The following is a 26,478-nucleotide window of genomic DNA, read 5'->3' as shown; positions in this document are numbered from 1 at the left end:
CCGTGGTGACAACCGGACCGAAGGCCCGACGCGTCCATTCGCCGTGACCGAGGACGAGCTGGAGCAGGCGGTACGGGAGGCGTTCGCCCGCCGGGTGTCCGTCGCGCGCCCGCTCGTCGCCGACCCGGCGGGACTGGCGATCCGGCGGGCCGACCGGTCCCGGCGCCGGCGGGCGCTGACCGGGATCGCCCTCGCCGCGGTGGCCACCGTGACGGTCGGCGCCGGGATGGCGCAGCTGGGGCAGCAGCCCGGCCGACCCACCCATCCCACGGTGGTGCTCGGCGACCCGTACGCTTCGCCGCTGCCGGACCCGACCCCGCAGCTGTCGGCCGTCCCGAAGGCCGACCTGGGCCGGGGCGAGGTGGACCTCATCCTCCACGACGTGCTGGTCACCGCCGACGGGCAGCGGCTCCCCCTCCCCGAGGTGGGCACGGCCGCCGAGCGTGCCCAGCGGCTCCCCGACGGGGCCGGTTGGGCGGTGGTGGGCGCGCCGACGGCGGCCGGCCGGTCGCTGTGGGTCGTGCTGCCGAACGGCACGGCGCATCTGCTGCTGGCCGGGGCGCGGGACATCGTCCTCAGCCCGGACGGGCGGCAGGTCGCCTGGCGGGAGGGGGCGGATCTGGTCGTCGCGGGCATCGTCGGCACCCAGGTCGTCGCCGCCGCCCGCACCCCGGCACCCTCCGACGCGGCGCCGGTCGCCTTCGCCGGCGACACGGTCCTGGTCCGCCTCGACCCGGACCGGCCCGGTCACGCCCTGTGGCGCCCGGCGGCGGGTCCGCCGCGCGGCGCCGGCGACGCGGCCCTGCACGTCTACGGCACCCGCCCCGACGGGCTGGCGGTCGCGCTGGTCTCCGCCGGCACCCCCCGCCGACCCTGTGTCGCCCTGCTCGACCCGGCCCGGGACCTCGCGCCGGTGCGGACCGGGTGCGGGCCGACGCTGACCGGCGACGGAGCCGGCGGGGTGTCCGCCGACGGGCGGTGGCTCCTGGCCAACGGGAAGGCGGGCCGGCAGGACCGTGCGTTGCTGGTCGACCTGGATCGGCTCGCCACCACACCGGCGACCCGCCCGGCCGGTCCGCCCGTGGCCGGGCCGGTGGCGTGGACGCCGCAGGGGACGGCCCACTACCCGGACGCGGACGGCGCCCTGGTGCGGGTCGAGGTGAGCCGGGCACTCGACGGCGAGGTGTCCGTGTCCGTGTCCGTGACCGGCCTGCCCGACGGGGAACGCGCGGTGCCGGTGAGCGGCGACCGCCGTCCCTGACCGCGCCCGCGCGCCCGGGGCGGGCCGCCGGCCGGTAGCGTCGGGCCGATGAGCGCGGCACCGCGGATCGACCTGCACACCCACTCCACCGCCAGCGACGGCACCCTCAGCCCGGCCGAGCTGATGCGGGCGGCGGCGGAGTCGGGGCTGGACGTCGTGGCGATCACCGACCACGACACCACGGCCGGCTGGGCGCCGGCCCTGGCGGCGCTGCCGGCCGGGCTCAGCCTGGTCCGGGGCGCGGAGCTCTCCTGCCGGTGGTACGGCGAGGAGCCGGCGCTGCCGCTGCACCTGCTGGCGTACCTGTTCGACCCGGACGCCCCGGAACTCGTCGCGGAACTGGCCCGGGTGCGGGCCGCCCGCGAGGAGCGGGGCGAGCGCATCGTGGCGCTGCTGCGGGCCGACGGGATCGACGTGAGCTGGCCGGAGATCCTGACCGGCGCGGGCGGCGGGACCGTGGGCCGGCCGCACATCGCGCAGGCGCTGATCCGGGCCGGCCTGGTGGCCACCACCACGGAGGCGTTCGGGCCGGACTGGCTGGGCGAGCGCTACCGGCTGCCCAAGGAGGACATCGACGTCTTCCGCGCGGTCCGGCTCGTCCGCGCGGCGGGCGGCGTGCCGGTCTTCGCACACCCCCGGGCCACCCGGCGGGGGCGGATCGCGCCCGACGAGCTGATCGCCGACCTGGCCGCGATCGGGCTGGCGGGACTGGAGGTCGACCACGAGGACCACTCCCCGGCCGAGCGGGCGCACGTGCGGGCCCTGGCCGACGAGCTGGGCCTGCTGGTGACTGGCTCGTCGGACTTCCACGGCACCCACAAGAGCGTCCGGCTCGGGGCGTTCACCACCGACCCCGGGGCGTACGATCGGATCGTCGCCGAGGCGGGCGGAGTGACCGAGGTCGCTTCCGGCTGATCCGCGTTTCCGCCCCCGGCGGCGCGGCTACGTTGATCACGTGGATGCCAAGCTGTTCGGCGAGGTCTTCGTGACCCTGCTGGTGATCGTCGACCCGCCGGGCATGATGCCCATCTTCCTGGCGTTGACCGGCCCGCTGACGGCGCGGGACCGCAACCGCGCCGCCTGGCAGGCCGTCGCCCTGGCGCTGGGCGTGATCGTGATCTTCGCGGTGGCGGGGCAGACGCTGCTCGACTACCTGCACGTGGACCTGCCGGCCCTCCAGGCCGCCGGCGGGTTGCTGCTCATCCTGGTGGCGCTGGAGCTGCTGACCGGCAAGGCCGACGACCCGAGCCAGCAGGTCACCTCGAACATCGCCCTGGTGCCGCTGGGTACGCCGCTGCTGGCCGGTCCCGGCGCCATCGTGGCCACCATGCTCTTCGTCCAGCAGGCCGACGGCGGGGCGGACGTCACGGCCATCGCCGCCGCGATCGTGGCCGTGATGGTCACCGTGTGGGTCGTGCTGCGGTTCTCCGGCGGGATCGTCAAGATCCTGCGTCCCGGCGGGATCGAGGTGCTGACCCGGATCGCCGGCCTGCTGCTGGCCGCGATCGCGGTGCAGCTCATCGCGGACGCGGTGGCCGCATTCGTGACCCAGTACGCCGACATGACCTGACCGGCGGCCGGTTCCGTCGGGGGTGGATGGCAGGATCGCGGTGTGCGACGAGCCTCTTCAGCGGGACGGTCCTCCACCGGCGGCGGCCGGGCGCCGCGGCAGCGCGGCGAGCAGCCCGAGCAGCTCGGCTTCGAGGGCATGCCGGAGCGGCTCTTCGTCTGCACCCCCAGCAAGCTGGGCGCCTACGCCGACTGCCCCCGGCGCTACCGCTACTCCTACGTCGACCGTCCGGCCCCGCAGAAGGGTCCGCCGTGGGCGCACAACTCCCTCGGCGCGAGCGTGCACACCGCCCTGAAGAACTGGTACGCGCTGAGCCCCGAGCGGCGTCGGCCGGAGGCGCTCGCCGCGTTGCTCAAGGGCACCTGGGTGCGCGAGGGCTACCGCGACGACGAGCAGGAGCGGGCGGCCTACCGGCGGGCCCTGGGCTGGCTGGAGTCCTACGTCGAGACCCTGGAGCCCGGGGCCGACCCGCTCGGCGTGGAGCGGGTGGTGGCGGTCAAGACCGCCGTGCTGGCCTTCAACGGCCGGGCCGACCGGATCGACTCCCGTCCCGGGCCCGACGGCCCGGAGCTGGTGATCGTCGACTACAAGACGGGCCGCACGGGGCTGGACGCCGACGACGCGCGCGGCTCGCAGGCGCTGGCGCTCTACGCGTACGCCGCCGAGCGGGTGTTCCGCCGGCCGTGCCGCCGGGTGGAGCTGCACCACCTGCCGACCGGCACGGTGGCCGCGCACGAGCACACCGTGGAGTCGCTGGCCCGGCAGCTCACCCGCGCGGAGGAGACCGCCCGCGACATCATGGCCGCCGAGCGGGCGGTCGCCGACGGAGAGGACCCCGACGAGGCGTTCCCGACCACGCCGGGCCCGCGCTGCGGCTGGTGCGACTACCGGCGCACCTGCCCCGTGGGGGCGCAGGCGCCGGGCAAGGAGCCGTGGGCGGCCGTCGAGCGCGCCGCCGACCCGGTGCCCGGCCAGGACTGAGCGGCAGGGCACGGCCCAGCCGGCAGCCGCCCAGCCGTCGCCCTCAGGCCGGCGTGCCGGCGAGCCGGGCGGCGCGTTCCTTGGCGGCCTGCTGCAACGGCCCCTCCCGCCACCGGCGGGGCAACGCGGCGAGGGTCAGCCGCAGCGCCCGGACGCTCAGGTCGGCCGAGAGCGCGGTCGTGGGCAGGCCCAGCCCGCCGTACATCCGCCGGGCCCAGGCCGGCAGCAGCGCGAGCGCCGTGCCGGCGATGCCGAAGTACGCCCAGCGGGGCGGCCCGAGGTTGAGCCCGATCCGGGCGGGCAGACTGAGCTTCCACGGGATCGGCGGCGCGGTGAGGAAGAGCGCGGTCTCGGCCGCCTCGCGGGTCATCCGCAGCTCCGGACGGATACGCCGGTAGAAGTCGGCCACCTCGGCGGCGGTGCCCGGCACCGTCGCCGGGTCGAGGCCGACCAGGGCGGCGGAGCGCCGCTGCTCGGTGTAGTAGCCGTCGATCTCGTCGGCGGTCAGCGGCAGCCCGGCCCGGCGGGCCGTGTCGAGGAACGACTCGACCTCGGTGACGTGCACCCAGCGCAGCAGCTCGGGGTCGTCGACCCGGAACTCCTCCCCGGTGAAGAGGTCGGTGGCCCGCAGGCGGGCGTGCCGGCGGCGGACCCGGAGCCCGGCGGCCTCCGCCTCGGCGGTGGTGCCGTAGATGGTGGTGCCCACGTAGGTGGCGGTGCGCACCAGGCGGCCCCAGGCGTCGGAGCGGTAGTTGCTGTTCTGGGCGACCCCGGCCATGGCCCGGGGATGCAACGACTGGAGGTAGAGCGAACGCAGGCCGGCGACGATCAGGATCGGCTCCTCGTGCACCTTCCACGTGACCGAACCCGGACCGAAGAGGCCGAGGTCATCGGAGTCCACCGCCCAAGCGTGCCACGCCCCGCCACCGGGCGCCGCGCGGAGAGCCGGCGGCCGTCAGTCGTCGGCGGAGCGGCGGGCCTGGCAGGTGGGGCAGAGGCCCCAGAACGTCACTTCTGCCTCGTCGACCTCGAACCCGTGGGCGATGTCCGGGTCCAGGCAGGGCGCGCTGCCGACCGCGCAGTCGATGTCGGCGATCTCGCCGCAGCCCCGGCAGACGACGTGGTGGTGGTTGTCCCCGGCGCGGGCCTCGTAGCGGGCGGGGCTGCCGGCCGGCTCGATGCGGCGGGACAGCCCGGCCCGCGACAGCGCGCCCAGCACGTCGTAGACGGCCTGGGTGGAGACCGAGTCGAGGCGCTGGCGCACCCGGCGGGTGATCTCGTCGACCTCGAGGTGGCCGCCGGCGGCCAGGACGTCGAGCACGGCGAGACGCGGCCGGGTGACCCGCAGGCCCCTCGACCGGAGCAGTTCCTCGCCACCGGGCACGTGCCAATGACAGCACGCGGGCCGGGGAGCGACAACCGGCCTCCGGGAGAGGGTGGCGCCGGCCACAACCCCGGGTCGCAGTGCGGGCCGCCGCGGGCGGCGGGCCTGCTCGCGGAGGAACGGTGAACCGGACCGGTCCCGGGCGCGTGTTGTCGATCGAGACGAACTGGGCGGGTCGACCGACGCACCGTACGCTGGCACCCCGCGACCCGTACCGCCGGAGGTGTGGATGTTCAAGGAGATCCTGGGTCTGCCGGCCCACGTGCTGGTGGTGCACGCGGTCGTCGTGCTCGTGCCGCTGCTGGCGCTGCTCTCCGCCGCGTACGTGGCGTTGCCCCGGTTCCGGTCGCGGCTGGACTGGGCGGTGGCGATCCTCGCCGTGGTGGCGCCCGTGTCGGCCTTCGTCGCGGTCGAGTCGGGGGAGGAGCTGACGGACGCGTTCGTCGCCCGGGGCATGCAGGGCCCGATCGTGGAGCAGATCTTCGCGCACTCGCGCTACGGCGACATCCTGTTCCGCTGGGTGCTGCCGCTGGCCGTGGCGTCGCTGCTGCTGCTCGTGGTGACGAGCGGGCACCGGCGGGTGCCGAAGCTGCCGTCCTGGGTGACCCCGGTGCTGTCGGTCGCGGTGGTGGCGCTCGGCGTCGTCAGCCTCGTCTACGTCTACCTGACCGGGCACTCCGGAGCCGAGACCGTCTGGGGCAACACCCTCTGACGTCCCCCCGGTCGCGGCGGGCCGACGGGCGGCGGGAGGCCGGCGACCGGGCCCCGGTCAGAACACGAGCCGGGAGCAGAGCACGCAGACGAGGACCACCAGCACCACGCCGGCCACCGTGCCCACGCCGTACGTGAGCCGCTGCGCCCGCTGCTCCGCCGCGTCGAGCTCCGCCATGTCCTGCGGCGGCAGCCGCCGGGGCGGTGGCGGTCGCAGGTGCACCGGTGGGCGCCACCCGGCCGGGGGCGGGGTGGTCGCGGGCGGGCCCGGGTAGCCGCTGCCACGCGCCGGAGGCGACGCGGCCGGCCCCGGCGGCGCGCCCGTGGGCCGCTCGGGCGGGGCGTCGGGCCGCCGCCAGTAGTCGTCCGGGGAGCCGCCGGAGGTGGGGGTCGTCACGCCGTCCGACGCTACCAACGCCCCGGCCCGGCGGCCGGCCGGACGCGGCGGCCCGGCGGTTCGTTCGCCGCCCCCCGCCCGTGGTGGCTGCGCTAGTCTTGCCGCTCGTGAGCATCACCGAGGATCCGGGCACGCCGACGGTACGCGGCGACGACGACCGCGCCGTCGACCTCAGCGACGACTTCGTGGTGCTGCCCGAGCAGACCGCCGACGACACCGACCGGGGCTGGGGCGAGCGCTCGGGCGGCAACGACGACTGGCTGCTCGCGGAGCGCCCCCCGCACTGGGACTGAACGGGTCACCGCCGCCCGGTGGACGACCGGCGGCACCCTGGCGTCGCGGTGCTCCATGCGCAGCGACGGCCGTACCGCGGCGGCCCGGGTCCGGCCGCCCCGGCGCCGGCCGCCGCTGTGGACAACCCGCCGTCGCCCTGTGGACAGCGTCGCCGCCCTGTGGACACGCGGCCGGCCCGGGAACCGGCCCCGGTAGTGGAGCCGGCCCCCGGGCCGGTGCGGCGTGGGTCAGGAGGCGCTGGCGGTGCTGGCGGCCGGGGCCTTGCCCCCACCCCCGGTGGAGCCGCCCGAGCCCGACGACGAGGACGAGCCCGACGACGGGGAGGCGGCGGACGAGCCGCCGGACGAGCCGGAGTCACCGCCGGAGGACGAGTCGGACTTCGCCGGCTTGGCGGCGGCGCCGGTCTTCGCGCTCTCCGAGCCGGACGAGCGCGAGTCCGTGCGGTAGAAGCCCGATCCCTTGAACACGATGCCGACGGAGTTGAAGACCTTCCGCAGCCGTCCCTCACACGCCGGGCACTCGGTCAGCGGCGCGTCGGAGAAGGACTGCACCGCCTCGAGCTGGTGGCCGCACGCGGTGCAGGCGTACTGGTACGTGGGCACGTTCTCCTCCGGATCTGGCCACGGCCGGTTGGCACTCGACGTATTCGAGTGCCAATGGTGCGTCATCGCCCCCGGATTCGTCCAGCGGAAGTGTGGGGCGCGACACCCGCCACGCCCCCCGGGGCGGCGTCCAGCGTACGCAGGCCGTCGGCGGGCGTGACGACCGCGCGTACCGGTCGGTCGTGCGGCTCGGCGGGAAGGGCCTCCACCAGCTCGCCGTCGTGCAGCGGGACCACGGTCAGGGCCGTCGCCGGCACCCGGGCCAGCGCCCGGTCGTACGAGCCGCCGCCCCGGCCCAGCCGCAGCCCCCGGCGATCCACCGCCAGCCCGGGCAGCACCACGAGCTGCGCCCCGGCGACCGCCGCCCGGCCCCGCCGCGGCCCGTCCGGCTCGCGCATCCCCCGCCCGGCGGCCACCAGGGCGTCCGGCCCGCTCCAGGCCGCCCAGTCCAGGTCGAGGTCGTCGCGGAGCACCGGCAGCAGCAGTTCCCCGCCCGGCGGCAGCGCCGCGTGCAGCACCGCCGGCAGGTCGGGCCCGCCCGGCTCGGAGCCGACCGGCACGTACGCCGTCATCCGCAGCGGGCGCAGGCGGCGTACGAGAGCCACCAGCTCGGCCTGGACGCGCCCGGCGGCCTCGGCCCGCCGCGGCGCGCTCAGCTCCCGGCGGCGGGCGAGCACGGCGGCGCGCACATCCCGCTTCGCCTCTTCCGCTCCATCAGAAAAATCGGGCACGCAACACTCCTGACGCAACTTTGTCGCCTGGTGGCTCTGTGTCAGCATCGCAAGCAACGGCGGCGGAACTTCCGGGGGGACCGAGTGACGCTACGCGGGCGGTTGACCACAGCCTTCCTGGCGGTGGCGCTCGGCCCGGTGGTGCTCGGGGTGTTGTTCGTCGGGGCGACCGTGGCGGCGGTCGACTCGAGCCGCTCCACCGAGCGGCTCGCCGTGGCCGCCTCGACCGTGCGCACCTCCGTCGACGCCCTCTGCCAGCAGCTGCGGGCCGCCGCCGACGCGGTCGCCCTGGCCGGCGACCGGCCCGCCGCCGCGAGCCAGGTGATCCGTCGTGGCCTGGCCGCCGCCGTGCGGGTCGCCGACGTCACCGGCCGGGTCACCTATGCCAGCCCCGGCGGCCCTGCGGCGCCCTGGCGGGACTGCGCCGACCCGCCGGCCGCCGGGCCGGTGCGGGCGCTCGCGGCCCGGGCCGACCTGCGCGACCGGGCCGGCGGGCCGCTCGGCACGGTCACCGCCGCGCAGCCGGTCGACCCGGCCTTCGTGGCGCGCCTCGCGGCCGTGACGGGGGTGGCGGTCACCCTGATCGACGACGCCGCGGCACCCGTCCGGCTCGCCCACAGCACCGAGTCGACCGGCGTACGCGACGCCGTGCTCGCCGCCGCCGACACGCTGCACGGCGAGCGGGTCACCGAGACCCCCGACGGCCGGTACGTCCGCCTGGTCGGCCCGTCCTCCGGGCAGCCGCTGCCGCTGGTGCTCTCCGTCCCCAGCGAACGACCACGCGGCCTGTACGTCGCACTGGGCTCGGCGGTGCTGGTGGCGACCCTGCTGGCCGTGGTGGCCGCCTGGCGGCTGGCCCGGGTGACCACCCGCCCGCTGGTCGAGCTGGCGGGCGCGGTGGACCGGGTGGCGCGCGGCGACCTGACCGCCCGGGTGCCGGTGCGCAGCCGGGACGAGATCGGCCGGCTGGCCGGCGCGTTCAACCGGATGACCCGCGAGACGGGCACCTACGTGGCGGCGCTGACCAGCAGCCGCGACCAGCTGCGCGGGCACCTCGCGGTGCTGGGGGACACGCTGGCCAGCACGCACGACCTGCAACGCATCCTGCGGGTGATCCTGCACAGCGCGATCGCGGCGACCGGCGCCCGGGCCGGGGCGGTGCTGCTGGTCGACGACGGCGGGGTGCTCGTCGCGCAGTGCACCGAAGGGCTGGATGCGCCCGACCCGGAGGACGAACGCTCGGGGCCGTTGCGGGTGCCGCTGGGCAGCGGCGTGGTGGGCGCCGTCGCGGCGACCGGGGAGCCGCGCCGGGGCCGGGTGGAGCCCTCCGCCGCGCCGCCGGGGGAGCCGCACTGCCGGACGTACATCGCGGTGCCGTTCGCCGCCCCCGGCACGACGGGCCCGCCCGACGCCATCGCTCGCGACGGGCCGGCCCCGCGCCCGGGGGCGGAGCCGGCCGCCCCGGCGGGGGCGCTCGGCGTGCTGGCCCTCTACGACCGGCTCGGCGCGGACGAGTTCGACGACGACGACCTCGTCACCCTGCGCACCTTCGCCGGCCACGCCGCGGTGGCGGTGGACAACGTCCGGGTGCACGAGGAGGCGCAACGGCTCTCGCTGACCGACCCGCTCACCGGGCTGTGGAACTACCGCTACCTGCGGGAGTCGATCCGCCGGGAGGTCGAGCGGGCGAGCCGGTTCGGCCGGATGCTCAGCGTCCTCGCCCTCGACCTGGACCGGTTCAAGGACGTCAACGACACGTACGGGCACGCGGCCGGGGACGCCGTGCTGGCCGAGTTCGCCCGCCGGGTGCGCGGCGAGATCCGCGAGGTCGACCTCGCCTTCCGGCAGGGCGGCGAGGAGTTCGTGCTGCTGCTGCCGGAGACCGACGCCCGGGGCGCGGCCATCGTCGCGGAGCGGCTCGGCGCGGCGATCCGGGACACCCCGATCGCCGCCGACGGGCACGGCGGGGCGGCCGTGGCCATCGGAGTCACCGTCTCCATCGGCATCGCGGTGCACCCCGACCACGGCAGCACCGGCCAGCAGGTCCTGGACGCCGCCGACGACGCCCTCTACGCCGCCAAGGCGGCCGGCCGGGACACCTGGCGGATCGCCGAGGAGCGGGCCGGACCGCCGACGCGGGAGATCCCCGTCCCGGCCACGGCGGCCACCCCCGAGGACGGTCTGCCCCGCGCCGGCGCTCCCCGCCAGCCGGGTCGGGCCCGCCCCGAACCGGCCGATCCGGGCGACGCCGCCCCGGGGAGCGCGCCGGCCGCGCCCGACCCGGTGCGGCCGGGTCCCTGCGGCGGCGCGTCTTCCGGTCCTCACCCTCCACGACAGAGCCGTGGCCGATAGTCTCGCGACATGTCGGAGCACTCAGCGAACCCCTCATCGGCGACCGCCGCAACCGGTCGCTCCCGTGCGGTCAAGGCCGTCATCCCGGCCGCCGGTCTGGCCACCCGGTTCCTGCCGGCCACGAAGGCGGTGCCCAAGGAGCTGCTCCCGGTGGTCGACCGGCCGGTACTGCAGTACATCGTCGAGGAGGCCACCCAGGCCGGCATCGGCGACGTCCTGCTGATCACCGGGCGGGGCAAGACATCGATGGTGGACCACTTCGACCGACGCCCTGACCTGGAGGCACGGCTGGAGGCGAAGGGCGACACCGAGCGGCTGGCCGCCGTGCGCGGCCCCAGCGAGCTGGCCGAGATCTACACCTGCCGGCAGCCCGAGCAGCTCGGCCTGGGCCACGCCGTCGGCTACGCCGAGTCGCACGTCGGCGACCAGCCCTTCGCGGTGCTGCTGGGCGACGAGTTCGTCAAGCCGTCCGAGCCGCTGCTGCCGGCCATGCTGGAGCTCCAGGCGCGCACCGGCGGCGTGGTGCTGGCCTTCTTCGAGGTCGACCCGGCCGAGACGAAGCGCTACGGCATCGCCTCGGTGGAGCCGGCGGAGGCGGAGCTGTCCGACATCGGCGAGGTCGTCCGGGTCACCGGCATGGTGGAGAAGCCCAAGCCGGAGGACGCCCCGAGCAACCTCGCCGTGCTGGGCCGCTACGTGCTGCCGAGCACCATCTTCGACGCGATCCGGCGGACGAAGCCGGGCAGCGGCGGGGAGATCCAGCTGACCGACGCGATGGAGCTGCTGCGCAGCGAGGGCACCCCGGTGCACGCGATCGTCTACCGGGGCACCCGCTACGACACCGGCATGCCGCTGGGCTACCTCCAGACCGTGGTGCAGATCGCCGCCGAGCGCGACGACCTCGGCGCCGAGTTCCGCAAGTGGCTGGCCGAGTTCGTCAACTCCGACGCGTCGGGCGTGACTGGTACATGACAGCGTCGGCCGACGCCGAGGCGGCCGCGAACGAGTTGACGCCGCTCGCCGACTACCTGGGCAGCGTGCTGCGCAGGTTACGCGCGCTGCCTCCGCTCGACCTCGACCTCACCCAGGCGCACGGCAACGTCCTCGCCGAGGACGTCGTCGCGCCGCACTCCTTCCCGGCCTTCGACCAGTCGGCCGTGGACGGGTACGCGGCCCGCTGGGAGGACATCTCCGGAGGTGGTCGGGGCGTGGGCTACGTCCCGACCCAGTCCGGCGGGCCGGGCGGGCGCAACGTCCGGCTCAACGTCGTCGGCGACCTCGGCGCGGCGAGCTGGCGGCCGGTCCGGCTCACCCCGGGCGCCTGCTTCTCCGTGGCCGCCGGGGCGCCGCTGCCGCTCGCCGCGGACGTGGTCGTGCCGGTGGAGTGGACCGACCAGGGCATGGCCGCCGTGGAGATCTTCCGCGTGCCCAAACGGGGGTACGGGGTGCGCCGGGCCGGCGAGGAGCTGCCCGCCGGCACCCTGCTGGCCCGGGCCGGCACCTACGTCTCGCCGGCGCTGGTGGCGGTCTTCGCCGCCACCGGCATCGGGCACGTCGTGGTGCGGCCCAGCCCCCGAGTGGTCATCGTGGCCACCGGCGACGAGCTGGTCGACGTGGGCCGGGGCAGCCAGCCCGGCCAGACGGTCGACGCCAACTCGCACGCGCTGACCGCCGCCGCGGCCGAGGTGGGTGCCCTGGCGTACCGGGTGGGCATCTGCGACGACGATCCGGAGGGGCTGCGCGGGCTGCTGGAGGACCAGACGTTGCGCGCCGACCTGATCATCACCACCGGAGGCACCGGCACCGGGCCTGGCGACATGGTGCGGCGGATCCTCTCCCGGCGGGAGGGCAGCCGGGCCGGCCCGGTCACCTTCACCGAGGTCGCGCTCTATCCCGGCACCTCGCTCGGTTTCGGCACGGTCGGCGCCGAGGAGGTGCCGGTGGTCTGCCTGCCCGGCGACACGGGCTCGGCCCTGATCGGCTTCGAGGTGCTGGCCCGCCCGGCGATCAACCTGCTGGCCGGGGCGGAGCCGGTGTTCCGGCCCAGCGTCCGCGCACACCTGCTGGAGACGATCTCGTCCCCGGTGGGGCTGCGCGAGTTCCGTCCCGCGCACGTCGCCGAGCGGCGCGGCGGCGGCTACACGGTGCAGCCGCTCAACGGTGGCCCGTACACCCTCTCGGGGCTGGCCGAGGCGAACGGGCTGATGGTGCTCGGCGAGCGGGTGACCACCGCGGCGGCCGGGTCCACGGTGGACGTCCTCCTGCTGGACCGGCGCCGGTGAGCGCGAGGAGTGAGCTTGCGAGCCCCGCAGTCGCGAACGGAAGGTCAGCTCGGTGAGCGCCGCCCGGGCATCGGTTTCGTCGGTCGTGAGCGGAAGGTCTGGTTCGTGAGTCTGTTCGGGGTCGGGCGGGCGCCGGGGTGGCCGGCGGTGCTGGCCGACGGGCCGGTGCTGCTGCGGCCCTACCGACGGTCGGACGCCGCCGCCTGGTCGGAGGTGCGCCGCGCCAACCGGGAGTGGCTCGCGCCGTGGGAGTCGTCCCTGCCGGGGAGCTGGTACGAGCTGAACTCGCCGGCCGCGTTCCGCTGGGTGTACCGCGATCAGCGCCGTTCGGCGCGCACCGGCGAGGGGATGCCCTTCGCCGTCTGCCTGCGCGAGGACGGCCGGGAGCGGCTGGTCGGCCACCTCAACGTGGGCAGCATCGTGCGACGGGCGTTCTGCTCGGCGTACGTGGGCTACTGGGTGGACTCCCGGGTGGCCGGTCGCGGCGTCATCCCCACCGCGCTGGCACTCGCGGTCGACCACGCGTTCGGCGTGGGTGGGCTGCACCGGGTCGAGGTGAACATCCGCCCCGAGAACCAGCCGTCGCGGCGGGTGGTGGAGAAGCTGGGCTTCCGCGAGGAGTCGTACCACGTGCGCTACATGCACATCGACGGTGCGTGGCGGGATCACATCGGATACGCGATGACCAGCGAGGAGGTCGCCGCCGAGGGTGGGCTGCTGGCCCGCTGGCACCGGGTCCGCGCCACCGCGGGGTGAGCCGTCCCACGCACGGGATCGGCGCGGCGTGTCAGCATCCGCGTCCACGGCCCGTAACCTCAAGTAACTGCAAGCTGTGGCAAGCGCTGCTCCACCCGTACGATCCGCGCACCCGACCACCATCGGTGGAAGATCCTGCGGCCGGGCGGCGGTTGCTCCGAATTCGGTGACGGGAGGGGTGAGGGTGCCGACCTCGGTGCTCCTCGCCGTCCTCGCCGCCGCCGGCCTGCTCGCCCTCGCCCCGGCGCTGGTTCGCCGGTACGACGCCACCGAGCGGCTGGTGGCGGAGCGGGCGCAGTCGACGGCGCGGGTGCTCCAGCGCCGCCGGCGGCGCCGCACTGTGCCGGGGCGCCGCCCGGTGCACCCGCCCCGCAGCCTCGTCATCACCCTCAGTGAAGACGCGAACACGGGCGGACTCTCCGTGCCGGTCTCCGCGCCCCCCGCCGCCCGTCGGTCGAAGCGGCTGCGCGCCGTGCCGCCGGCTCCCCGCAAGGGCCGCCGTCGGCCGCCGCCCCGCCGACAGCACGCCCCCGCCGTCTACCGGCGCCGCCGGGTGCTCGCCGCGCTGCTGCTGCTGAACTTCGTCGAGCTCATCGGCGTGATCGTGGTCAGCCCCGGCTTCTGGGTCAGCTTCGGGGTCACCGCCGCGCTGCTGGTCACGTACGTCGTACACCTGCGGCGGCTGGCGGTGGCGGATCGCCGGCGGCGGCGGGCGCAGGCCCGCGAGGCGGCGTGGCTGGCCGCCCGGCAGGCCGAGGTGCGGCGGGAGCAGGCCCGCCGGGCGGCGGCCCGCCGCGAGGCGCAGCGCCGCCTGGCGGCCCAGCGCGAGGTGGTACGCCGCGCCGCGATGGGCCTCGACCGCCCGGCGGACCTGCCGGCGGCGGCCAACGGCGGCTCGGTCTCCTACCGCCGCTCGGGCGGCCTGCGCGGCCGGCCCTACCAGTCCGGCCGCGGCTCCCACTCGGCCTGACGCGGGGGCCTGCCGCGCGTCGGTTCGTGGCCGGCGGTCGGTCTCGCCCGGCCGGGCGCCCGGGGTGCGTCAGTTCGGGGTTGGCAGGCGGTAGACGGACACGTGGGACCGCGAGTCGGCGGTGAACTCGGCGCCGGACCAGTCCGCGTGCCGGCTCTCCAGCTCGAACCCGGCCAGCTGGCCCATCAGGTCCAACTCCGTCGGCCAGATGTAGCGGTGCGGCGACCGGAACAGTCGGGCGTTCGTGCTCTCGTCGAACTGGAAGTGGTGCGACACGACCTGCTGGTGCAGCACGTCGTAGGTGTCCAGGCCGATGTACCCCGGCTGGGACGACCAGACCGTCGCCTCCTGGCCCGGTGGGAGCTTGCGCAGCTCCGGCACCCACAACTCGATCACGAACCGGCCGCCCGGGGCGAGGTGGCGGGCGGCGTTGCGGAAGCAGGCCACCTGCCCGGCCTGGGTCAGCAGGTTCGAGATCGTGTTGTAGACGAGGTAGACCAGCGAGAACTCGCCCGGGACGGTGGCGGTCGCCATGTCCCCGACCATCACCGGAATGGCTGCCTCGTCCGCCTTCGTCCGGAGCTGCTCCACCATCGGGCGGGACAGCTCGATGCCGCTGACCGGCACCCCGCGCGCGGCGAGCGGAACGGCCACCCGACCGGTGCCGACGGCGAATTCGAGTGCCGCGCCGCCGCCGGCCAGCTCGGCGAGGCGGTCCACGGTCGGCCCCAGCACCTCGGGGGCGAACATGCCGGTGCCGGGGGTGTCGTAGCGGCGGGCGGTGTCGTCGTTCCAGACGTCTTCCTGTCGCATGCGCCCCACGCTTCTCACCGACGCCCGCGAAGTCCACCGATTTTCGCGCCCACCGGCCGGCTCGGCGCCTTCGTTGAGATCTTGGTGGCTGGCGGCCCCCTGGAGGGGCCGTTCCGTGCCAAGATCTCGGCGCGCGGGGGGTGGATTCGCGGCGGGGGCGGTGAACCTGTTAACCTTGGCGCCGGCCCGCCCGGTGAAAGCCGGGTGGGACCGATGCCGGTCCGCCGGCGGAGGGGTTGTGGCGCAGTCCGGTAGCGCACCTCGTTCGCATCGAGGGGGTCAGGGGTTCGAATCCCCTCAACTCCACCCAGTTCAGGCCGTTTCCGCCAGTCGGAGACGGCCTTTTTCGATCTTGTGCAGTAGCGGAGTACAGCAACCGAGGCGACACGGGACCAGGACGAGCCTCGGCAGGCCGGATGACCTCGCACGGCAGTCGATCCGACCGGCTCGCCGCCAGTTCGCGTCGAGGGGTTCGAGGCAGGCCGAAGGCGGGTTCCCGGTCGACCGGGAACCCGCCTTCGATCATTGGACCACCCGCTTCGGATCAGCAGCCGGCGGTACGCGTGTAGTTCCGCGTCCCGTAGTAGAGGGCCAGGTTGCCGCTGAACCGCACCTTGATGTCGCTGCCGTTCAGCCGCTGCTCGTAGTGCAGGTGCGAGCCGGAGGAGCCGCCGCTGTTGCCCACGTACCCGATGGTGGTGCTGTAGCCGACGGACTGGCCGACCGAGACGTTGAACCCGCTCAGGTGGGCGTAGTAGGTGGTGTACCCGTTGCCGTGGTTGATCCGCACGTATCGGCCGTAGCTGGTGTCGCCGAGGTTGGCGACCACGTCCACGGTGCCCGGTGCGCTGGCCTTGACCGGCATGCCGTGGTCGCCGGCCCGGTTGAAGTCGATCGCGTACTGCGGGCTGTGCGTCGTGCGGGTCTGACCGGACCACGTCTGGTTGCACGGGAACGGCGTCCGGAACGACGGGGCGGCAGCGGCGGGCGACGCCGGAACCAGGAACGCGGCGGTCGCCAGCAGGGCGACGCTGAGGAGACTCGTCAGGCGGGAACGCATCCAGTCCTCCACGGTCGTAATCTTCAACGATGTCGCTGGATGATGTCAGAAGGTTCCGACAACCGAAAGGCCGTCATCGATCTGTTCCAGCAGGGCTCAGGCCGTCTCCCAGTTGGCTGTCCCGGGTGGGTCTGCCGGTCACTCGCCGGACGGCGCGGTCAGGGTCGCGCCGAGCCGTACGGGTGTGCCGAAGTTGGGGGTGCCGTCGGCGTTCCAGGTGAACTTCTGGGCGCGGGTGGAGCGGTTCATGTCGCAGCCGCCGCCGGCCGAGTCGTTGGCGTGGTAGACGATCCAGTCCTCGGTGCCGTCGGGCGACTTGAAGAAGCCGTTGTGGCCGGGGGCGAAGACGCCGTTGGCGTCGCTGCGCTGGAACACCGGCGTCGACTTCTTCGTCCAGTGCGTCGGGTTCATCGGATCGCTGCCGGTCAGCGTGAGCAGACCGAGCTTGTAGTCGGGACCCCAGCAGGCCGAGGCCGAGTACACGACCATGACCCTGCCGTTGTGGTACAGCGGTTCGGGGCCCTCGTTCACCGCGCCGGTCTGCCGCTCCCAGGACAGGGTGGGTGAGCTGAGCCGGGCCCGCGACCCGCTGAGCGTCCAGGGGTTGGTCAGCCGCTGGATGAAGTTGCTCTGCCCGGCGCCGTCGCCACCGTAGGTGCCCATCAGGTAGAGGCTGCCGTTGACCTGGAGGACGCTGGCGTCGAGTTGCCAGTCGTTGCCCAGGTCGGCCTTGAACGTGTACGGGCCCATTGGGTCCGTGCCGGCGGACTCCAGGACGTGCAGCCGCTGGGTCGGGTTGTAGTCCGGGACGTTCTGTCCGGCGGTGTAGTAGAAGTACCAACGCGGACCGTTGGGGCCGTTGAGCAGGTGGAACTCCGGCGCCCACATGTTGCAGCAGCCGTTGGGCCGGCCGGACAGGTTGAAGATCACCTGGTCGGCGGCCGTGGCGAGCCCGGCCAGCGTCGAGGAGCGCCGCATGGTGATGGTGGAGTTCCACGTCGTGGTGGCCAGGTAGTAGGAGCCGTTGTGGTACTGGAGCCACGGGTCCGGGCCGTTGCGTTTGATCGGGTTGGCGAAGGTGCGTGCCGCGCCGCCCAGGGGGACCAACTGCCACTGCTGGTTGGCGCCGTCGAGATCCTGGTACTGCGAGACCTTGGCACCGTCGGCGGTCGACCACTCCCACACGTCCAGCGCCTTGCCGCTGTTGCGGTTGATCAGTCGGACCTGCCCGCCGGCCGAATCGGCCAGCCGGAACTGCTGCCGGGCGTCGTTACGGTCGGCGTTCTGCACGAGCTGGATGCCGTCGTCGGCGGTGGGCAGGTCGAGCACCTTGCCGCTGTGCGCGGACTGGAGGCGGTACCAGCCGCCGCCGGAGTCGAGGAACCGCCACTGCTGCCAGGCGCCGTCGTTACGCGTGTACTGGTTGATCGGGGCGCCGTCGTTCGTGGCCAGGTCGTACACGTCCAGGGCCTTGCCGCTGTGCCGGTTGACCAGGACGTACGGGACGTTGGGCTGGACCGTGGCGGCCGACGCCTCGGGTGTCACGACGGCGGTGCCCACGGCCGTGAGCACGGTGACCACCCCGGCGGCCAGAACGCCGCGAAGCTGTTGCTTGCGCATGAGGGAACTCCTTCCGGCTCAGTACACGAACGGCCAGCCGGCCGCGTCGTAGCCGATGAGGTTGATGCCGAGCAGGGAGGCGCCGTTGTCGGCGTAGTAGTGGTAGACGAGCACGTCCCCGTCGGCGTCGGCCAGGACCGCCTGGTGACCGGGGCCGTGGATGCCGCCGTGTCCCGCCAGCACCTGGGTGCCGCCGCCCGAGTTCATCGGCGTGAGGTTGCGGTCCAGGTACGGGCCGGTGATGCTGCTGGAACGGCCCACCATGACCCGGTACGTGCTCGACGCTCCCTGGCAGCAGCGGTCGAAGGACACCCACAGGTAGTAGTAGGAGCCCCGCCGGGTGATGACCGGCGCCTCGATGGCTCCACCGCCGCGCCCGGCGATGCTGTGCAGGGTGCTGTCGGCCCGCATCCCGGTGCTCGGGTTCAGCGCGACCATCTTGATTCCGGACCAGAACGAGCCGAAGCTCAGCCACCACCGTCCGGCCGAGTCCACGACCAGGTTCGGGTCGATCGCGTTGAAATTGTCCGAGGTCCGTGACTCGATCACCAGGCCCTGGTGGGTCCAGGAGCCGGACGCGCCCGTCGGGCTGGTCGCCAGGAAGATCGCGGACCGGTTCGAGCCGAACGTCGAGGCCGAGTAGTACAGCCAGTACCTACCGTCGTGGTACGACAGGTCCGGTGCCCACAGATTGCGGCTGCCGCCGGTGTACGTGGTGGTCCACGGCGCGCCCCCGGGGAACGCGGCACCGGCGTTACGGAACGCGGTCCGGTCGGGGGAGGTCTTCAGCGCGATGTTGTCCCCGGTGTGCGCCAACAGGTAACTGCCGTCGTCGCGGCGCACGATCGTGGGATCGTGCACCCCGACGTCGCCGGTCACCCGGCCCGGCATCGGGTACGCCGCCGGCGGTGTGGTCGGGGTTGCGGTGGGGGCCGGAGTGCCGGCCGGTGGAGTCGTGGGCGTGGGGCCCGCCACGCGGATGAGCTGCCACTGCTGGTTGGCGCCGTCGAGGTCGGTGAACTGGCTGACCCGTGCGCCGTCCGCGGTGGAGTGCTCCCAGACGTCGAGCGCCTTGCCGCTGTTGCGGTTGATCAGTCGGACGTGTCCGCCCGCCGAGTCGGCGAGCCGGAACTGTTGGTTGGCGGCGTTCCGCTCGGCCCACTGGATGACCTCGGCGCCGTCGGCGGTGGCGGAGTCACGGATGTCGAGGACCTTGCCGCTGTGCCGGGCGCGCAGGCGGTACCACCCGCCGCCGGCGTCGACGAACTGCCACTGCTGCCAGGCCCCGTCGTTGCGGGGCCACTGGACGATTCGCGCGCCGTCCGTGGTGGCACGGTCATACACCTCAAGGGCCTTGCCGCTGTGGCGCGCGGTCAGTACGTACCAGGCCGAGGTGTCCACCACGGCCGCCGATGCGGAGCGGACGGTGACGGCCACGCCGGCGGCCGCGACGGTCGTGACCAGGGCGAGGAGCGCGGCCCGGCGTCGCAGGGAGGGGCTTCGTGGCGAAGGGTTTCGTGACGAGGGAGCGGACGACATCATGGCGGTCCTTCTCGGGGGCGGGTTCGGCGGCCGGGACGGGCCCGTCGCGACCACGGACGACCGGCAGCCGGGAGGCGTGAATGCTCCACTGCGTCCACCCTCCGGCGGCAGCCAAAGGCAGCGATTTGCATCAATGTTTACGTTAACAACAGAGCCACGTCAAGACGTGCAGGAGGCATGCCCGGGCTGGAGATCAGCCCACCGGCCTCGATGAGTGGAGGCGGTCGATGTCGGGCCCAGGATGTTAGCGGCAACATAACCGGATCGGTTCGTCGCCGGACGGCGGCAGGGCGAAGTCGCCGTGGCGCGCCGGACCGGTCGGCCGGACCGTCGGTCAGTTGACGCTGACCGTCACCGTGCCGATCACCACGCGGTGATCCGAGCAGGCGCCGATCGTGCAGGTGGTCGGGATGGCCAGCGAGTCGGCGGTGTAGCTGCCCGCGAGCCGGTTCTCCCGTACGAAGATCAAGTCGATCTTGTTGCCGAGGCCGCACGGCCCGCCGGTGCTGCCGTCCGCGACGGTGGCCTCGCCGTAGCCGAGGCAGCGGGAGTCCAGGTCGTCCAGCTCCCGGTAGAAGCCGGTGTTGCCGGCGTTGTTGGCCACGTTGAGACTCGGCGCGTACCAGTTGTCCAGTCGGCCGTAGTGGGGCTGGGCGTTGAAGTCCCCGGCGATGAGGACCGTGTCACCGTTCGCCGCGAAGGTCTCCAGCCGGCTGCGTACCGAGTTCAGTTGCTGCACGTTGATCGCCGTGCCGTTGATGACCGTGTTCGACGGCGTGATGTGCGTGGCGCAGAACCGCAGGTGCGGCCGGGCGGAGACCGGCGCGCAGAGCAGGGTCCGCCGCTCGGCGCTGCCGTCCGAGGGCAGCGTGTAGCGGTTCGCCGTGCCGAGCGGCGCCTTGCTGAAGATGGCGTTGCCGAACGCCTGCCCGTTGCAGACCGTGTCGCGGGACGGCTCGAAGCGGGCGAAGTTGGTGGAGTCCTGCGGCCATCCGGCGGCCCTCAGGTCGGCGACGATCGCCTGGTACTGCTGGAAGCAGAGCTCGTTGAGGCCGACGAAGTCGGCGCCCCGGCTGCGGATCGAACCGGTGAGGGCTGGAATGAGGCCGTCGGTGGTCGAGGCCCGGTGCATGGCCCAGCCCGCGACGTTCCAGACCCAGAGGTCGTACGTCGCCGTGGTGGCCGCCGAGGCCGGGGCCGCCGAGGTGAGGGCGAGGACGAACGCGCCGAGCATGGCGACACAGAGCCTGACCAACCGCATGGTGTCTCCCTGATCGGACCGACCCGCACCGATTGACCGGAGATCATGGCACAGGCAGGTCGATCAGGCGACCCGTACACAGAGGACGGCTCGGGCCGTACGGCCGGCTCAGCTCTCCGCCGCCGCCAGGAGCCGGTACGTGGCGTCGTCGAACGCGACCAGGCGGACGTGCTCGACGGCGGTGGGTGTCGCCCTGATCGTCGCGACCGCGATCGTCGCCGCCTGGTCGGACGGGTACCCGTAGACGCCGGTGCCGATGGCGGGGAAGGCGACGCGGCGGGCGCCGATCTCGTCGGCGACCTGGAGGCTGCGCCGGTAGCACGAGGCAAGGATCTCCGGCTCGCCGTGGCCGCCGCCCTCCCACACCGGACCGACCGTGTGGATGACGTGGCGTACGGGTGGATCAAGGTCGAATGCGGGGGTGGCGACGGCCTCGCCCGGGCGGCACGGCGCGAGGGCGGCGCCCGCCTGCGCCAGGCGCGGTCCCGCCGCCCGGTGGATCGCCCCGTCGACGCCACCGCCGCCCAGCAGCGACTCGTTCGCCGCGTTGACGATGGCGTCGACATCCTCGCGGGTGATGTCACCGCGTACCACTTCGATCACGGGCATGGACCGATGATGTCATCGGGGCCGCGGAGGACTGCCGCAGGTCGAGCGAGACGTGCGCGGACAGGGCCCGGAGGAAGTCGGGCGCGTCGAAGACGGCGCCGGCGGAAGCGACACCGACCGTCCTGGTCCGTCCCGTGAGGATGCGGTGCACCGCTTCCACCGCGAGCGGCGCACTGACGGCGTAGATGTCCCGGCCGCCCGCCACCGCGCGCCGTTCCGCGCCGCCGGAGCGCACGACGACGTCGACGAGGAAGGTCTGCGCGGACCGCCCGCGATCGTCGACGGCGGCCGGCGCCGGTGTCTCCGGAGCCGCCAGCTCGCCGGCCGCCTCGACCGTCATGTAGGTGCACACCTCGGGGATGGCCAGGTGGCTGGGGACGGTGACGACGTCGGCCATGGTGAACTCGCCGATCACGGCCCGGGTCCCCATCGGCTCGGGGAAGGGCCACGTCAGGGCCGGCGGGGCGTCGTCGCGGTACTCCAGCCGCCCGTCGCGGTAGCGGACGCGCCGGCCGTCCCTGCGCCGCCGGGAGACCGTGCCCGCCGCGCGGGTCCCGGCCGTGGGGTGCCAACCGCTCAAGCCGTACGCGACGTGCGCCTCGTCGGCCGCCGTCCAGTCGCCCATCGCCGCGGTGACCAGCAGGTCGCCGAGGCCGCCGAAGAAGGCCATCGCGGGGACCACCACCGTCCCCGCGGCGCGGGCGCGATCCGCGAAGTGCGTGAAGGTGTCGAGGTTGGCCTCGACCTCCGCCGCCACGTCCACGTACGCAATCCCGGCGCGCAGCGCCGCCTCGATCACGGGCGCGGCGGTCACGGCGAAGGGCCCGGCACAGTTGACCACCGCAGCCGCGCCCGCCAGCGCGCGGTCGAGTGCGGCCGGATCGTCGACCGAGGCCGGCCGGGTGCCGAGCCCCGGAAAGGACGCCGCGAGCGTCCGCAGTTTGTCCGCGTCGCGTCCGCAGAGCAACGGGACGAAACCGCGAGCGCACAACTCCGCCACCACGAAGCGCCCGGTGTGCCCGTAGGCGCCGAAGACCGCCACCGTCCGACCCGATCCCATCAGTTCTCCCCGCTCCATGCCCGAATGATCAACCGGGTACATCCTGGCGGCGGCGGTTCACCGGGGCGAGTGTCTGGAACGCCATGTCCCGTACAGTTTCGGACATGAACACCGTCGCCCTGGCCGTCACGGACGGGATGTTGCACTTCGAGCTGTCCCTGGCGTACGAGGTCTTCGGTGCCGACCTGACCGGCGTGGCCGACCCCTGGTACGGCGTCACCGTCTGCGGAACGGGCGCGGTGCGGGTCGGCCGGTTCCGGTTGGAGCCCGACTGCGGCCTCGACCAGCTCGCGCACGCCGACACGGTGATCGTCCCCGGGTGGGTCGACGTCGACGCAGAACCGCCCGCCGATCTGGTCGACGCGGTACGCGCGGCCCACGAGGCGGGCGCGCGGGTGGCCTCCCTGTGCACGGGCGCGTTCGTGCTCGCCGCCGCCGGCCTGCTGGACGGCCGACGGGCGACCACGCACTGGGCGCACACCGAGGCCCTGGCGGCCCGCTACCCCCGGGTGCAGGTCGATGCGGACGTGCTCTACGTGGACAACGGCAGCGTGCTCACCTCCGCCGGCAAGGCGGCCGCGATGGATCTGTGCCTGCACCTGGTCCGCCTCGATTACGGCTCGGCGGTCGCCAACACGCTCGCCCGTCGCCTGGTCGTGCCCCCGCACCGGGCCGGCGGCCAGGCCCAGTACGTCACCGCCCCGGTGCCCGCCCAGGACGACCATCCGCTCGCCGAACTGTTCTCCTGGGCGATCGAGCGGCTCGACCACGCGTTGACGGTGGAGGACCTGGCCCGTCAGGCGAACATGAGCTCGCGCAACCTGGGCCGCCACTTCAGGTCGGTGGCCGGCACCACCCCGTTGCGATGGCTGCTGACCCAGCGGATCCGGCACGCCCAGGAACTGCTGGAGACCACCGGCGACAGCATCGACGCTATCGCGGCGGCTACCGGCATGGGCACCGCCACGACGCTGCGCCGGCACTTCAACCGCACGATCGGCGTACCCCCGGACACCTATCGCCGCACCTTCCGCTCCGGCGCTCGATGACGAGCCACCACCGGGGCAGCGCGGCCCTGCTCCGGCCGCCCGCCTGATCCGCGTACCGGCCGCCGGGCAACGTCACACGCGCGCCGGGCCCTTCCGCGCCGCCGGCGTCAGGGACCGCAGGGTCAGCACCTCACCGAGCCCGTCGACGTGGGTCAACCTGGTGGCGAACGCGGCGCTCAGGGTGCGGCGCAGGTAGTCCAGCACCGCCGGCCCGGGGGTGAGCGGCGCCGATCCGGCGTCGCCCGTGCCGACGAGGTGCACCTCGCGGGCGAGCCGCCCGGAGGTGTTGACGAACCGGCAGAGGTCATCCCACCGCAGGTACCGCCAGAAGTCGACGCTGACCACCGCGTCGAGGCTGCCCGGCGCGATGGGCGGGTCCATGCCGACCAGGTGGTAGTTCGTCGGTCCCGGCGGGGCGGCGTAGTCGAAGGTCAGCGCCCCGGCCGGCAGGTCGGCCTGGTCGCTGCCGGTGCCCACCCACAGCACGCGGGGGCCGGGCAGGCGGTCGGCGAGCCGGTCGAACGCCGGCCCGATCCGGCACGTCGCGCGCCGCGCGCAGTCGGTGGCCGCGGAGCGGTAGTACACGATGCGCTCCAGCGAGTCGTACACGTCCAGCAGGCCGTAGAACTCCCACTCGATCACGTGGTACTGCCCCGTCAGCAGGCTCCGGTTGGCCGCGAAGTCGGCGAAGTTGCGGTCGGTGTTGCGGTGGTGCGGGAGGTGGAAGGCGCGGGCCTCGTCGTCGAAGGCGAAGTTCAACCCGGTCACGCCGAGATGCCGGTGCACCCGGTAGAACAGCTCGATGTCCTCCAGGCCCCAGCGCAGCCCGGAGCGTTCGTCGAACCCGCCGGTCCGGTCGAACAGGTCGCGGGCGAGCGAGATGTTGTGGGTGTAGGCGAGCGCCCAGCCCGCCCGGAGCCAGTCCGGCCCCGGCGGCTGGCCGTGCGGGAAGCGCAGGTCGCCGGCGCGGTCCGCGCGGCGGCGGGGGACGTCGGTCATCTCCCGGTCGTCGAGGGCGGCCTCGACGTGTTCCAGGCTCAGTTCGTCGCGCCGGCCCATCAGCACGGCGGGCCGGCCGGCGACCGCGTGGTGGGCCAGGTGGCGCTCCAGCAACTGCGGGGAGGCGTACGAGTCGGCGTCGAGGAACAACAGCAGCGGGGCCCGGGTGTGCCGTACCGCCTCGTTGCGGGCCGCGGAGCGCCCCCGCCGCCTGGGAAACTCCAGCAGGCGGAGGTCGAGGCCGGCGGCCGCCTCGACGGCGTCGGCGTATCCGGCGGGGGAGCCGCCGTCGCGGATGACGACCACCTCGAAGCGCTCGGGGCTCACCGTCTGCCGGGTCAGCGACCGCAGCGTCAGCGCCAGGCACTGCGCGTCCTGGTAGGTGGGTATGACCACGCTCAGCTCGACCGCGTCGTCCGTCCGTGCCGCCATCCGACTTTCCTCCGTCATAGGTGATCCACTGTGGGCCGGGGTGTCGGCACGTGCCGACACCCCGACCGCGACGCCTTCGGCCCTGGACCGGCCGTCGCCGTCGCTCGCTGGAAGCGCTTCCAGCGGCGAATGGGATTATCGATCACGGATAGTGGCGATGCACGATTCCCATTGACGCACCTCGCGCGTGAGCGCGGCCGGGCGGAGGTTACGCGTAGTAGTTCACGCTCACCGGCCAGGAGCCGGTGTACGGCGTCCAGCCCTGGAGGGTGGCGGGGATGCCCACCCGGGTGTTGCAGTTGATGACCTGGAAGTGCAGGTGCGGGCCGGTGGACGCGCCGGTGTTGCCCGACCAGCCGATGACCCGGCCCTGCGGCACCCAGGTGCCGGCGTTGTAGATCGCCCGGTTCAGGTGCGCGTAGTGGGTGCACTGGCCGTTCGAGTGCCGGATGATCACCTCGATGCCGTTCTGCCAGTACGGCGACCAGTTCGACATGATGATGGTGCCGGCCTGCGAGGCGGAGACCTCGTAGTTCGCCGGCAGCCCGAAGTCCCAGGCGTACTCGTTGTACGGACCGACGTGCGAGTAGGTGCCCTCCGGCCCCTGGGTCACCAGGTAGGACTCGTTCGCCGGGTACGGCATCTCGTAGTAGTAGTTCGCGGCGGAGGCCGGGGTGGCCCCGACGACCGTGGCCCCGGCGACCATCAGCAGGGCGCTCGCGGTCGCGCCGATCCGGCGCAGGACCGTCCTCACTCTGTTCACTGTGGCTCTCTTCCTGATAGGCGGCAGAAGGTCAGCCTCGTCATCGACGGTGCCGGTGGGAGCTAAACAGCGCGCCAGATGAGGATCAATCAATTCGTCGATGTCTGGGGTGGGGCCAGTGGGTCGACAGGGGTCCCGACGACACCGGGTGACGAACGCGAGGCGCGGCGTCGAGCGAACCCCGCAACGCGGCCGGCAGCCGGATCCGCGACCGCGACCGTCCGTGAACCGGGGCGCGTGCGACCGGTCACTACGCTGCCGCCCGTGGAGCGGATGGCGAGTGTGTTCTGGATGGTTGGCTGCGCGGCCGCCGCCGTCCTTCTCGTGGCGGGCATAGTCGCGCTGGTGGTGACGGCCCACCGGCGCGAGCGGGAGCGGCGGGAGCACTGGCGACAGTGGGCCGCCCGGTACGGCTGGACCTTCACCGAGCGGCCCGAGATCACCTGGACCGACCGGGTGCCGGGCCGCAGCCGGCGGGGCGTGCGGTTCGCGTTGACCGGGACGCTGCACGGCCGGCCCGTCTGCGTGGCCGAGTACGCGTACACCGAGACGCACAGCTCGACCGGTGCCGACGGCAACCAGACGACAACCTCGCAGACCCACACGTACGTCGTCAGCTCGGTGTGGTTGCGGCGGGCGTTCCCGGCGCTCGCGGTCGGACCGCGCCACGCGTTCTCGAAGCTGGGCCGCGCGCTGTTCGGCAGCGACACCTACGCCACCGGGCACGAGGAGTTCGACCGGCAGTGGCGGGTGGCCGCGGCGGCTCCGGGGCAGCAGGCGCTGGTCGGGCCGACCCTGATCGCCGCGCACCTGGCGGGGGCGGTGCCGAGTTGGAGCGTGCGGGGGGCGGAGCTGATCACCTACCGGCGCGGCCGGCTGGAGGACGCGGCCCTGCTGCCGTCGCTGGTGACCCCGCTGATCACTGTCGCCGACCTGCTGGAGCAGGGCCGCTGACGGGAGCCGGCCGCGATGCGAGGGC

General features: G+C 74.0%; 27 protein-coding genes and 1 tRNA gene. 14 read left to right on the top strand and 14 right to left on the bottom strand.

Features of this window, described 5'->3' with window-relative positions:
• Positions 1-43 precede the first annotated feature (43 nt).
• The 4 genes from DER29_RS07720 to DER29_RS07705 all read left to right on the top strand — a co-directional run bounded on the left by DER29_RS07720 (position 44) and on the right by DER29_RS07705 (position 3,812).
• Positions 44-1,261 carry a hypothetical protein gene (locus DER29_RS07720; protein WP_121399079.1) on the top strand — a complete coding sequence of 406 codons (1,218 nt, stop codon included), beginning with the start codon at positions 44-46 and terminating at the stop codon, positions 1,259-1,261.
• A gap of 48 nt (positions 1,262-1,309) precedes the next feature.
• On the top strand, positions 1,310-2,176 hold the full coding sequence (locus DER29_RS07715; RefSeq protein WP_121396724.1) for a PHP domain-containing protein: 867 nt from the start codon (positions 1,310-1,312) through the stop codon (positions 2,174-2,176).
• A 40-nt stretch (positions 2,177-2,216) separates the two neighbouring features.
• Positions 2,217-2,831: a MarC family protein gene (locus tag DER29_RS07710; protein ID WP_121396723.1), complete on the top strand. Its 615-nt coding sequence runs from the start codon at positions 2,217-2,219 to the stop codon at positions 2,829-2,831.
• A 138-nt stretch (positions 2,832-2,969) separates the two neighbouring features.
• Complete coding sequence (locus tag DER29_RS07705) at positions 2,970-3,812, top strand: PD-(D/E)XK nuclease family protein (protein ID WP_121399078.1); 843 nt, start codon at positions 2,970-2,972, stop codon at positions 3,810-3,812.
• Between the two features lie 43 nt (positions 3,813-3,855).
• Here the strand turns inward: DER29_RS07705 and DER29_RS07700 are convergent, their stop codons facing one another.
• Together DER29_RS07700 and DER29_RS07695 are read right to left on the bottom strand one after the other, a co-directional pair.
• Entirely contained in the window at positions 3,856-4,713 is an 858-nt protein-coding gene (locus DER29_RS07700) for an oxygenase MpaB family protein (RefSeq protein WP_121396722.1), read from the bottom strand.
• 54 nt (positions 4,714-4,767) lie between these two features.
• Positions 4,768-5,196, bottom strand: a complete 429-nt coding sequence (locus tag DER29_RS07695) for a Fur family transcriptional regulator (protein ID WP_089002133.1) — start codon at positions 5,194-5,196, stop codon at positions 4,768-4,770.
• Positions 5,197-5,425: 229 nt separating this feature from the next.
• On the opposite strand from DER29_RS07695, the gene DER29_RS07690 reads away from it, so the two are divergent.
• The gene (locus DER29_RS07690; protein WP_121396721.1) at positions 5,426-5,908 is read left to right on the top strand and encodes a DUF2231 domain-containing protein; all 483 of its coding nucleotides are present in this window, start codon (positions 5,426-5,428) and stop codon (positions 5,906-5,908) included.
• Positions 5,909-5,965: 57 nt separating this feature from the next.
• On the opposite strand, the gene DER29_RS07685 is transcribed toward DER29_RS07690, so the two are convergent.
• Positions 5,966-6,304 (bottom strand): hypothetical protein, encoded by a 339-nt coding sequence (locus DER29_RS07685; RefSeq protein WP_121396720.1) that lies wholly within the window; start codon positions 6,302-6,304, stop codon positions 5,966-5,968.
• A 98-nt stretch (positions 6,305-6,402) separates the two neighbouring features.
• Here DER29_RS07685 and DER29_RS07680 point away from each other — a divergent pair, with 98 nt between their 5' ends.
• Entirely contained in the window at positions 6,403-6,597 is a 195-nt protein-coding gene (locus tag DER29_RS07680; RefSeq protein WP_121396719.1) for a hypothetical protein, read from the top strand.
• Between the two features lie 228 nt (positions 6,598-6,825).
• Here DER29_RS07680 and DER29_RS07675 read toward each other — a convergent pair whose 3' ends face one another.
• A complete protein-coding gene (locus DER29_RS07675) occupies positions 6,826-7,200 on the bottom strand; it encodes an FmdB family zinc ribbon protein (protein ID WP_121396718.1) in 375 nt (124 codons plus the stop codon).
• 62 nt (positions 7,201-7,262) lie between these two features.
• On the bottom strand, positions 7,263-7,931 hold the full coding sequence (locus DER29_RS07670) for a 5-formyltetrahydrofolate cyclo-ligase (protein ID WP_233599675.1): 669 nt from the start codon (positions 7,929-7,931) through the stop codon (positions 7,263-7,265).
• Between the two features lie 84 nt (positions 7,932-8,015).
• Here DER29_RS07670 and DER29_RS07665 point away from each other — a divergent pair, with 84 nt between their 5' ends.
• From DER29_RS07665 to DER29_RS07645, 5 genes are all read left to right on the top strand, one after another.
• Positions 8,016-10,283: a diguanylate cyclase gene (locus tag DER29_RS07665; RefSeq protein WP_199729161.1), complete on the top strand. Its 2,268-nt coding sequence runs from the start codon at positions 8,016-8,018 to the stop codon at positions 10,281-10,283.
• A 9-nt stretch (positions 10,284-10,292) separates the two neighbouring features.
• Positions 10,293-11,255 carry a UTP--glucose-1-phosphate uridylyltransferase gene (locus tag DER29_RS07660; protein WP_121396715.1) on the top strand — a complete coding sequence of 321 codons (963 nt, stop codon included), beginning with the start codon at positions 10,293-10,295 and terminating at the stop codon, positions 11,253-11,255.
• Positions 11,252-12,565, top strand: a complete 1,314-nt coding sequence (gene glp / locus DER29_RS07655; RefSeq protein ID WP_121396714.1) for a gephyrin-like molybdotransferase Glp — start codon at positions 11,252-11,254, stop codon at positions 12,563-12,565. The genes DER29_RS07660 and glp overlap by 4 nt, the downstream gene beginning before the upstream one ends.
• A 105-nt stretch (positions 12,566-12,670) precedes the next feature.
• Positions 12,671-13,321 (top strand): GNAT family N-acetyltransferase, encoded by a 651-nt coding sequence (locus tag DER29_RS07650; RefSeq protein WP_121396713.1) that lies wholly within the window; start codon positions 12,671-12,673, stop codon positions 13,319-13,321.
• A 178-nt stretch (positions 13,322-13,499) separates the two neighbouring features.
• A complete protein-coding gene (locus DER29_RS07645) occupies positions 13,500-14,291 on the top strand; it encodes a hypothetical protein (RefSeq protein WP_199729159.1) in 792 nt (263 codons plus the stop codon).
• A gap of 69 nt (positions 14,292-14,360) precedes the next feature.
• Here the strand turns inward: DER29_RS07645 and DER29_RS07640 are convergent, their stop codons facing one another.
• Positions 14,361-15,104: a bifunctional 2-polyprenyl-6-hydroxyphenol methylase/3-demethylubiquinol 3-O-methyltransferase UbiG gene (locus tag DER29_RS07640; protein WP_121396711.1), complete on the bottom strand. Its 744-nt coding sequence runs from the start codon at positions 15,102-15,104 to the stop codon at positions 14,361-14,363.
• Between the two features lie 232 nt (positions 15,105-15,336).
• Between DER29_RS07640 and DER29_RS07635 the strand changes: the two genes are divergently transcribed.
• Positions 15,337-15,410 (top strand) — tRNA-Ala (locus tag DER29_RS07635).
• Between the two features lie 238 nt (positions 15,411-15,648).
• Here the strand turns inward: DER29_RS07635 and DER29_RS07630 are convergent.
• The 6 genes from DER29_RS07630 to DER29_RS07605 all read right to left on the bottom strand — a co-directional run bounded on the left by DER29_RS07630 (position 15,649) and on the right by DER29_RS07605 (position 22,274).
• Positions 15,649-16,164: a M23 family metallopeptidase gene (locus DER29_RS07630; RefSeq protein ID WP_121399077.1), complete on the bottom strand. Its 516-nt coding sequence runs from the start codon at positions 16,162-16,164 to the stop codon at positions 15,649-15,651.
• A 138-nt stretch (positions 16,165-16,302) separates the two neighbouring features.
• Positions 16,303-17,784, bottom strand: coding sequence for a family 43 glycosylhydrolase (locus DER29_RS07625; RefSeq protein ID WP_121396710.1), 1,482 nt, complete (start codon positions 17,782-17,784; stop codon positions 16,303-16,305).
• A gap of 18 nt (positions 17,785-17,802) precedes the next feature.
• On the bottom strand, positions 17,803-19,221 hold the full coding sequence (locus tag DER29_RS07620; RefSeq protein WP_370040048.1) for a family 43 glycosylhydrolase: 1,419 nt from the start codon (positions 19,219-19,221) through the stop codon (positions 17,803-17,805).
• A gap of 439 nt (positions 19,222-19,660) precedes the next feature.
• Positions 19,661-20,587, bottom strand: a complete 927-nt coding sequence (locus DER29_RS07615; protein ID WP_233599674.1) for an endonuclease/exonuclease/phosphatase family protein — start codon at positions 20,585-20,587, stop codon at positions 19,661-19,663.
• 108 nt (positions 20,588-20,695) lie between these two features.
• Positions 20,696-21,196, bottom strand: a complete 501-nt coding sequence (locus tag DER29_RS07610; protein ID WP_121399074.1) for an O-acetyl-ADP-ribose deacetylase — start codon at positions 21,194-21,196, stop codon at positions 20,696-20,698.
• The gene (locus DER29_RS07605) at positions 21,168-22,274 is read right to left on the bottom strand and encodes a trans-acting enoyl reductase family protein (protein ID WP_233599673.1); all 1,107 of its coding nucleotides are present in this window, start codon (positions 22,272-22,274) and stop codon (positions 21,168-21,170) included. The genes DER29_RS07610 and DER29_RS07605 overlap by 29 nt, the downstream gene beginning before the upstream one ends.
• A gap of 86 nt (positions 22,275-22,360) precedes the next feature.
• Between DER29_RS07605 and DER29_RS07600 the strand changes: the two genes are divergently transcribed.
• Positions 22,361-23,305, top strand: coding sequence for a helix-turn-helix domain-containing protein (locus DER29_RS07600; protein WP_121396708.1), 945 nt, complete (start codon positions 22,361-22,363; stop codon positions 23,303-23,305).
• A gap of 72 nt (positions 23,306-23,377) precedes the next feature.
• On the opposite strand, the gene DER29_RS07595 is transcribed toward DER29_RS07600, so the two are convergent.
• Positions 23,378-24,736: a glycosyltransferase family 2 protein gene (locus tag DER29_RS07595; RefSeq protein ID WP_121396707.1), complete on the bottom strand. Its 1,359-nt coding sequence runs from the start codon at positions 24,734-24,736 to the stop codon at positions 23,378-23,380.
• 208 nt (positions 24,737-24,944) lie between these two features.
• On the bottom strand, positions 24,945-25,490 hold the full coding sequence (locus DER29_RS36050; protein WP_199729157.1) for a M23 family metallopeptidase: 546 nt from the start codon (positions 25,488-25,490) through the stop codon (positions 24,945-24,947).
• A 273-nt stretch (positions 25,491-25,763) separates the two neighbouring features.
• Here DER29_RS36050 and DER29_RS34085 point away from each other — a divergent pair, with 273 nt between their 5' ends.
• On the top strand, positions 25,764-26,453 hold the full coding sequence (locus DER29_RS34085; RefSeq protein ID WP_158618980.1) for a hypothetical protein: 690 nt from the start codon (positions 25,764-25,766) through the stop codon (positions 26,451-26,453).
• Positions 26,454-26,478 lie beyond the last annotated feature (25 nt).

The organism is Micromonospora sp. M71_S20, from assembly GCF_003664255.1.
GTDB lineage: Bacteria > Actinomycetota > Actinomycetes > Mycobacteriales > Micromonosporaceae > Micromonospora.
The sequence above is the reverse complement of the archived record's forward strand: the minus strand, read 5'-3'. Positions and strand labels throughout refer to the sequence as shown.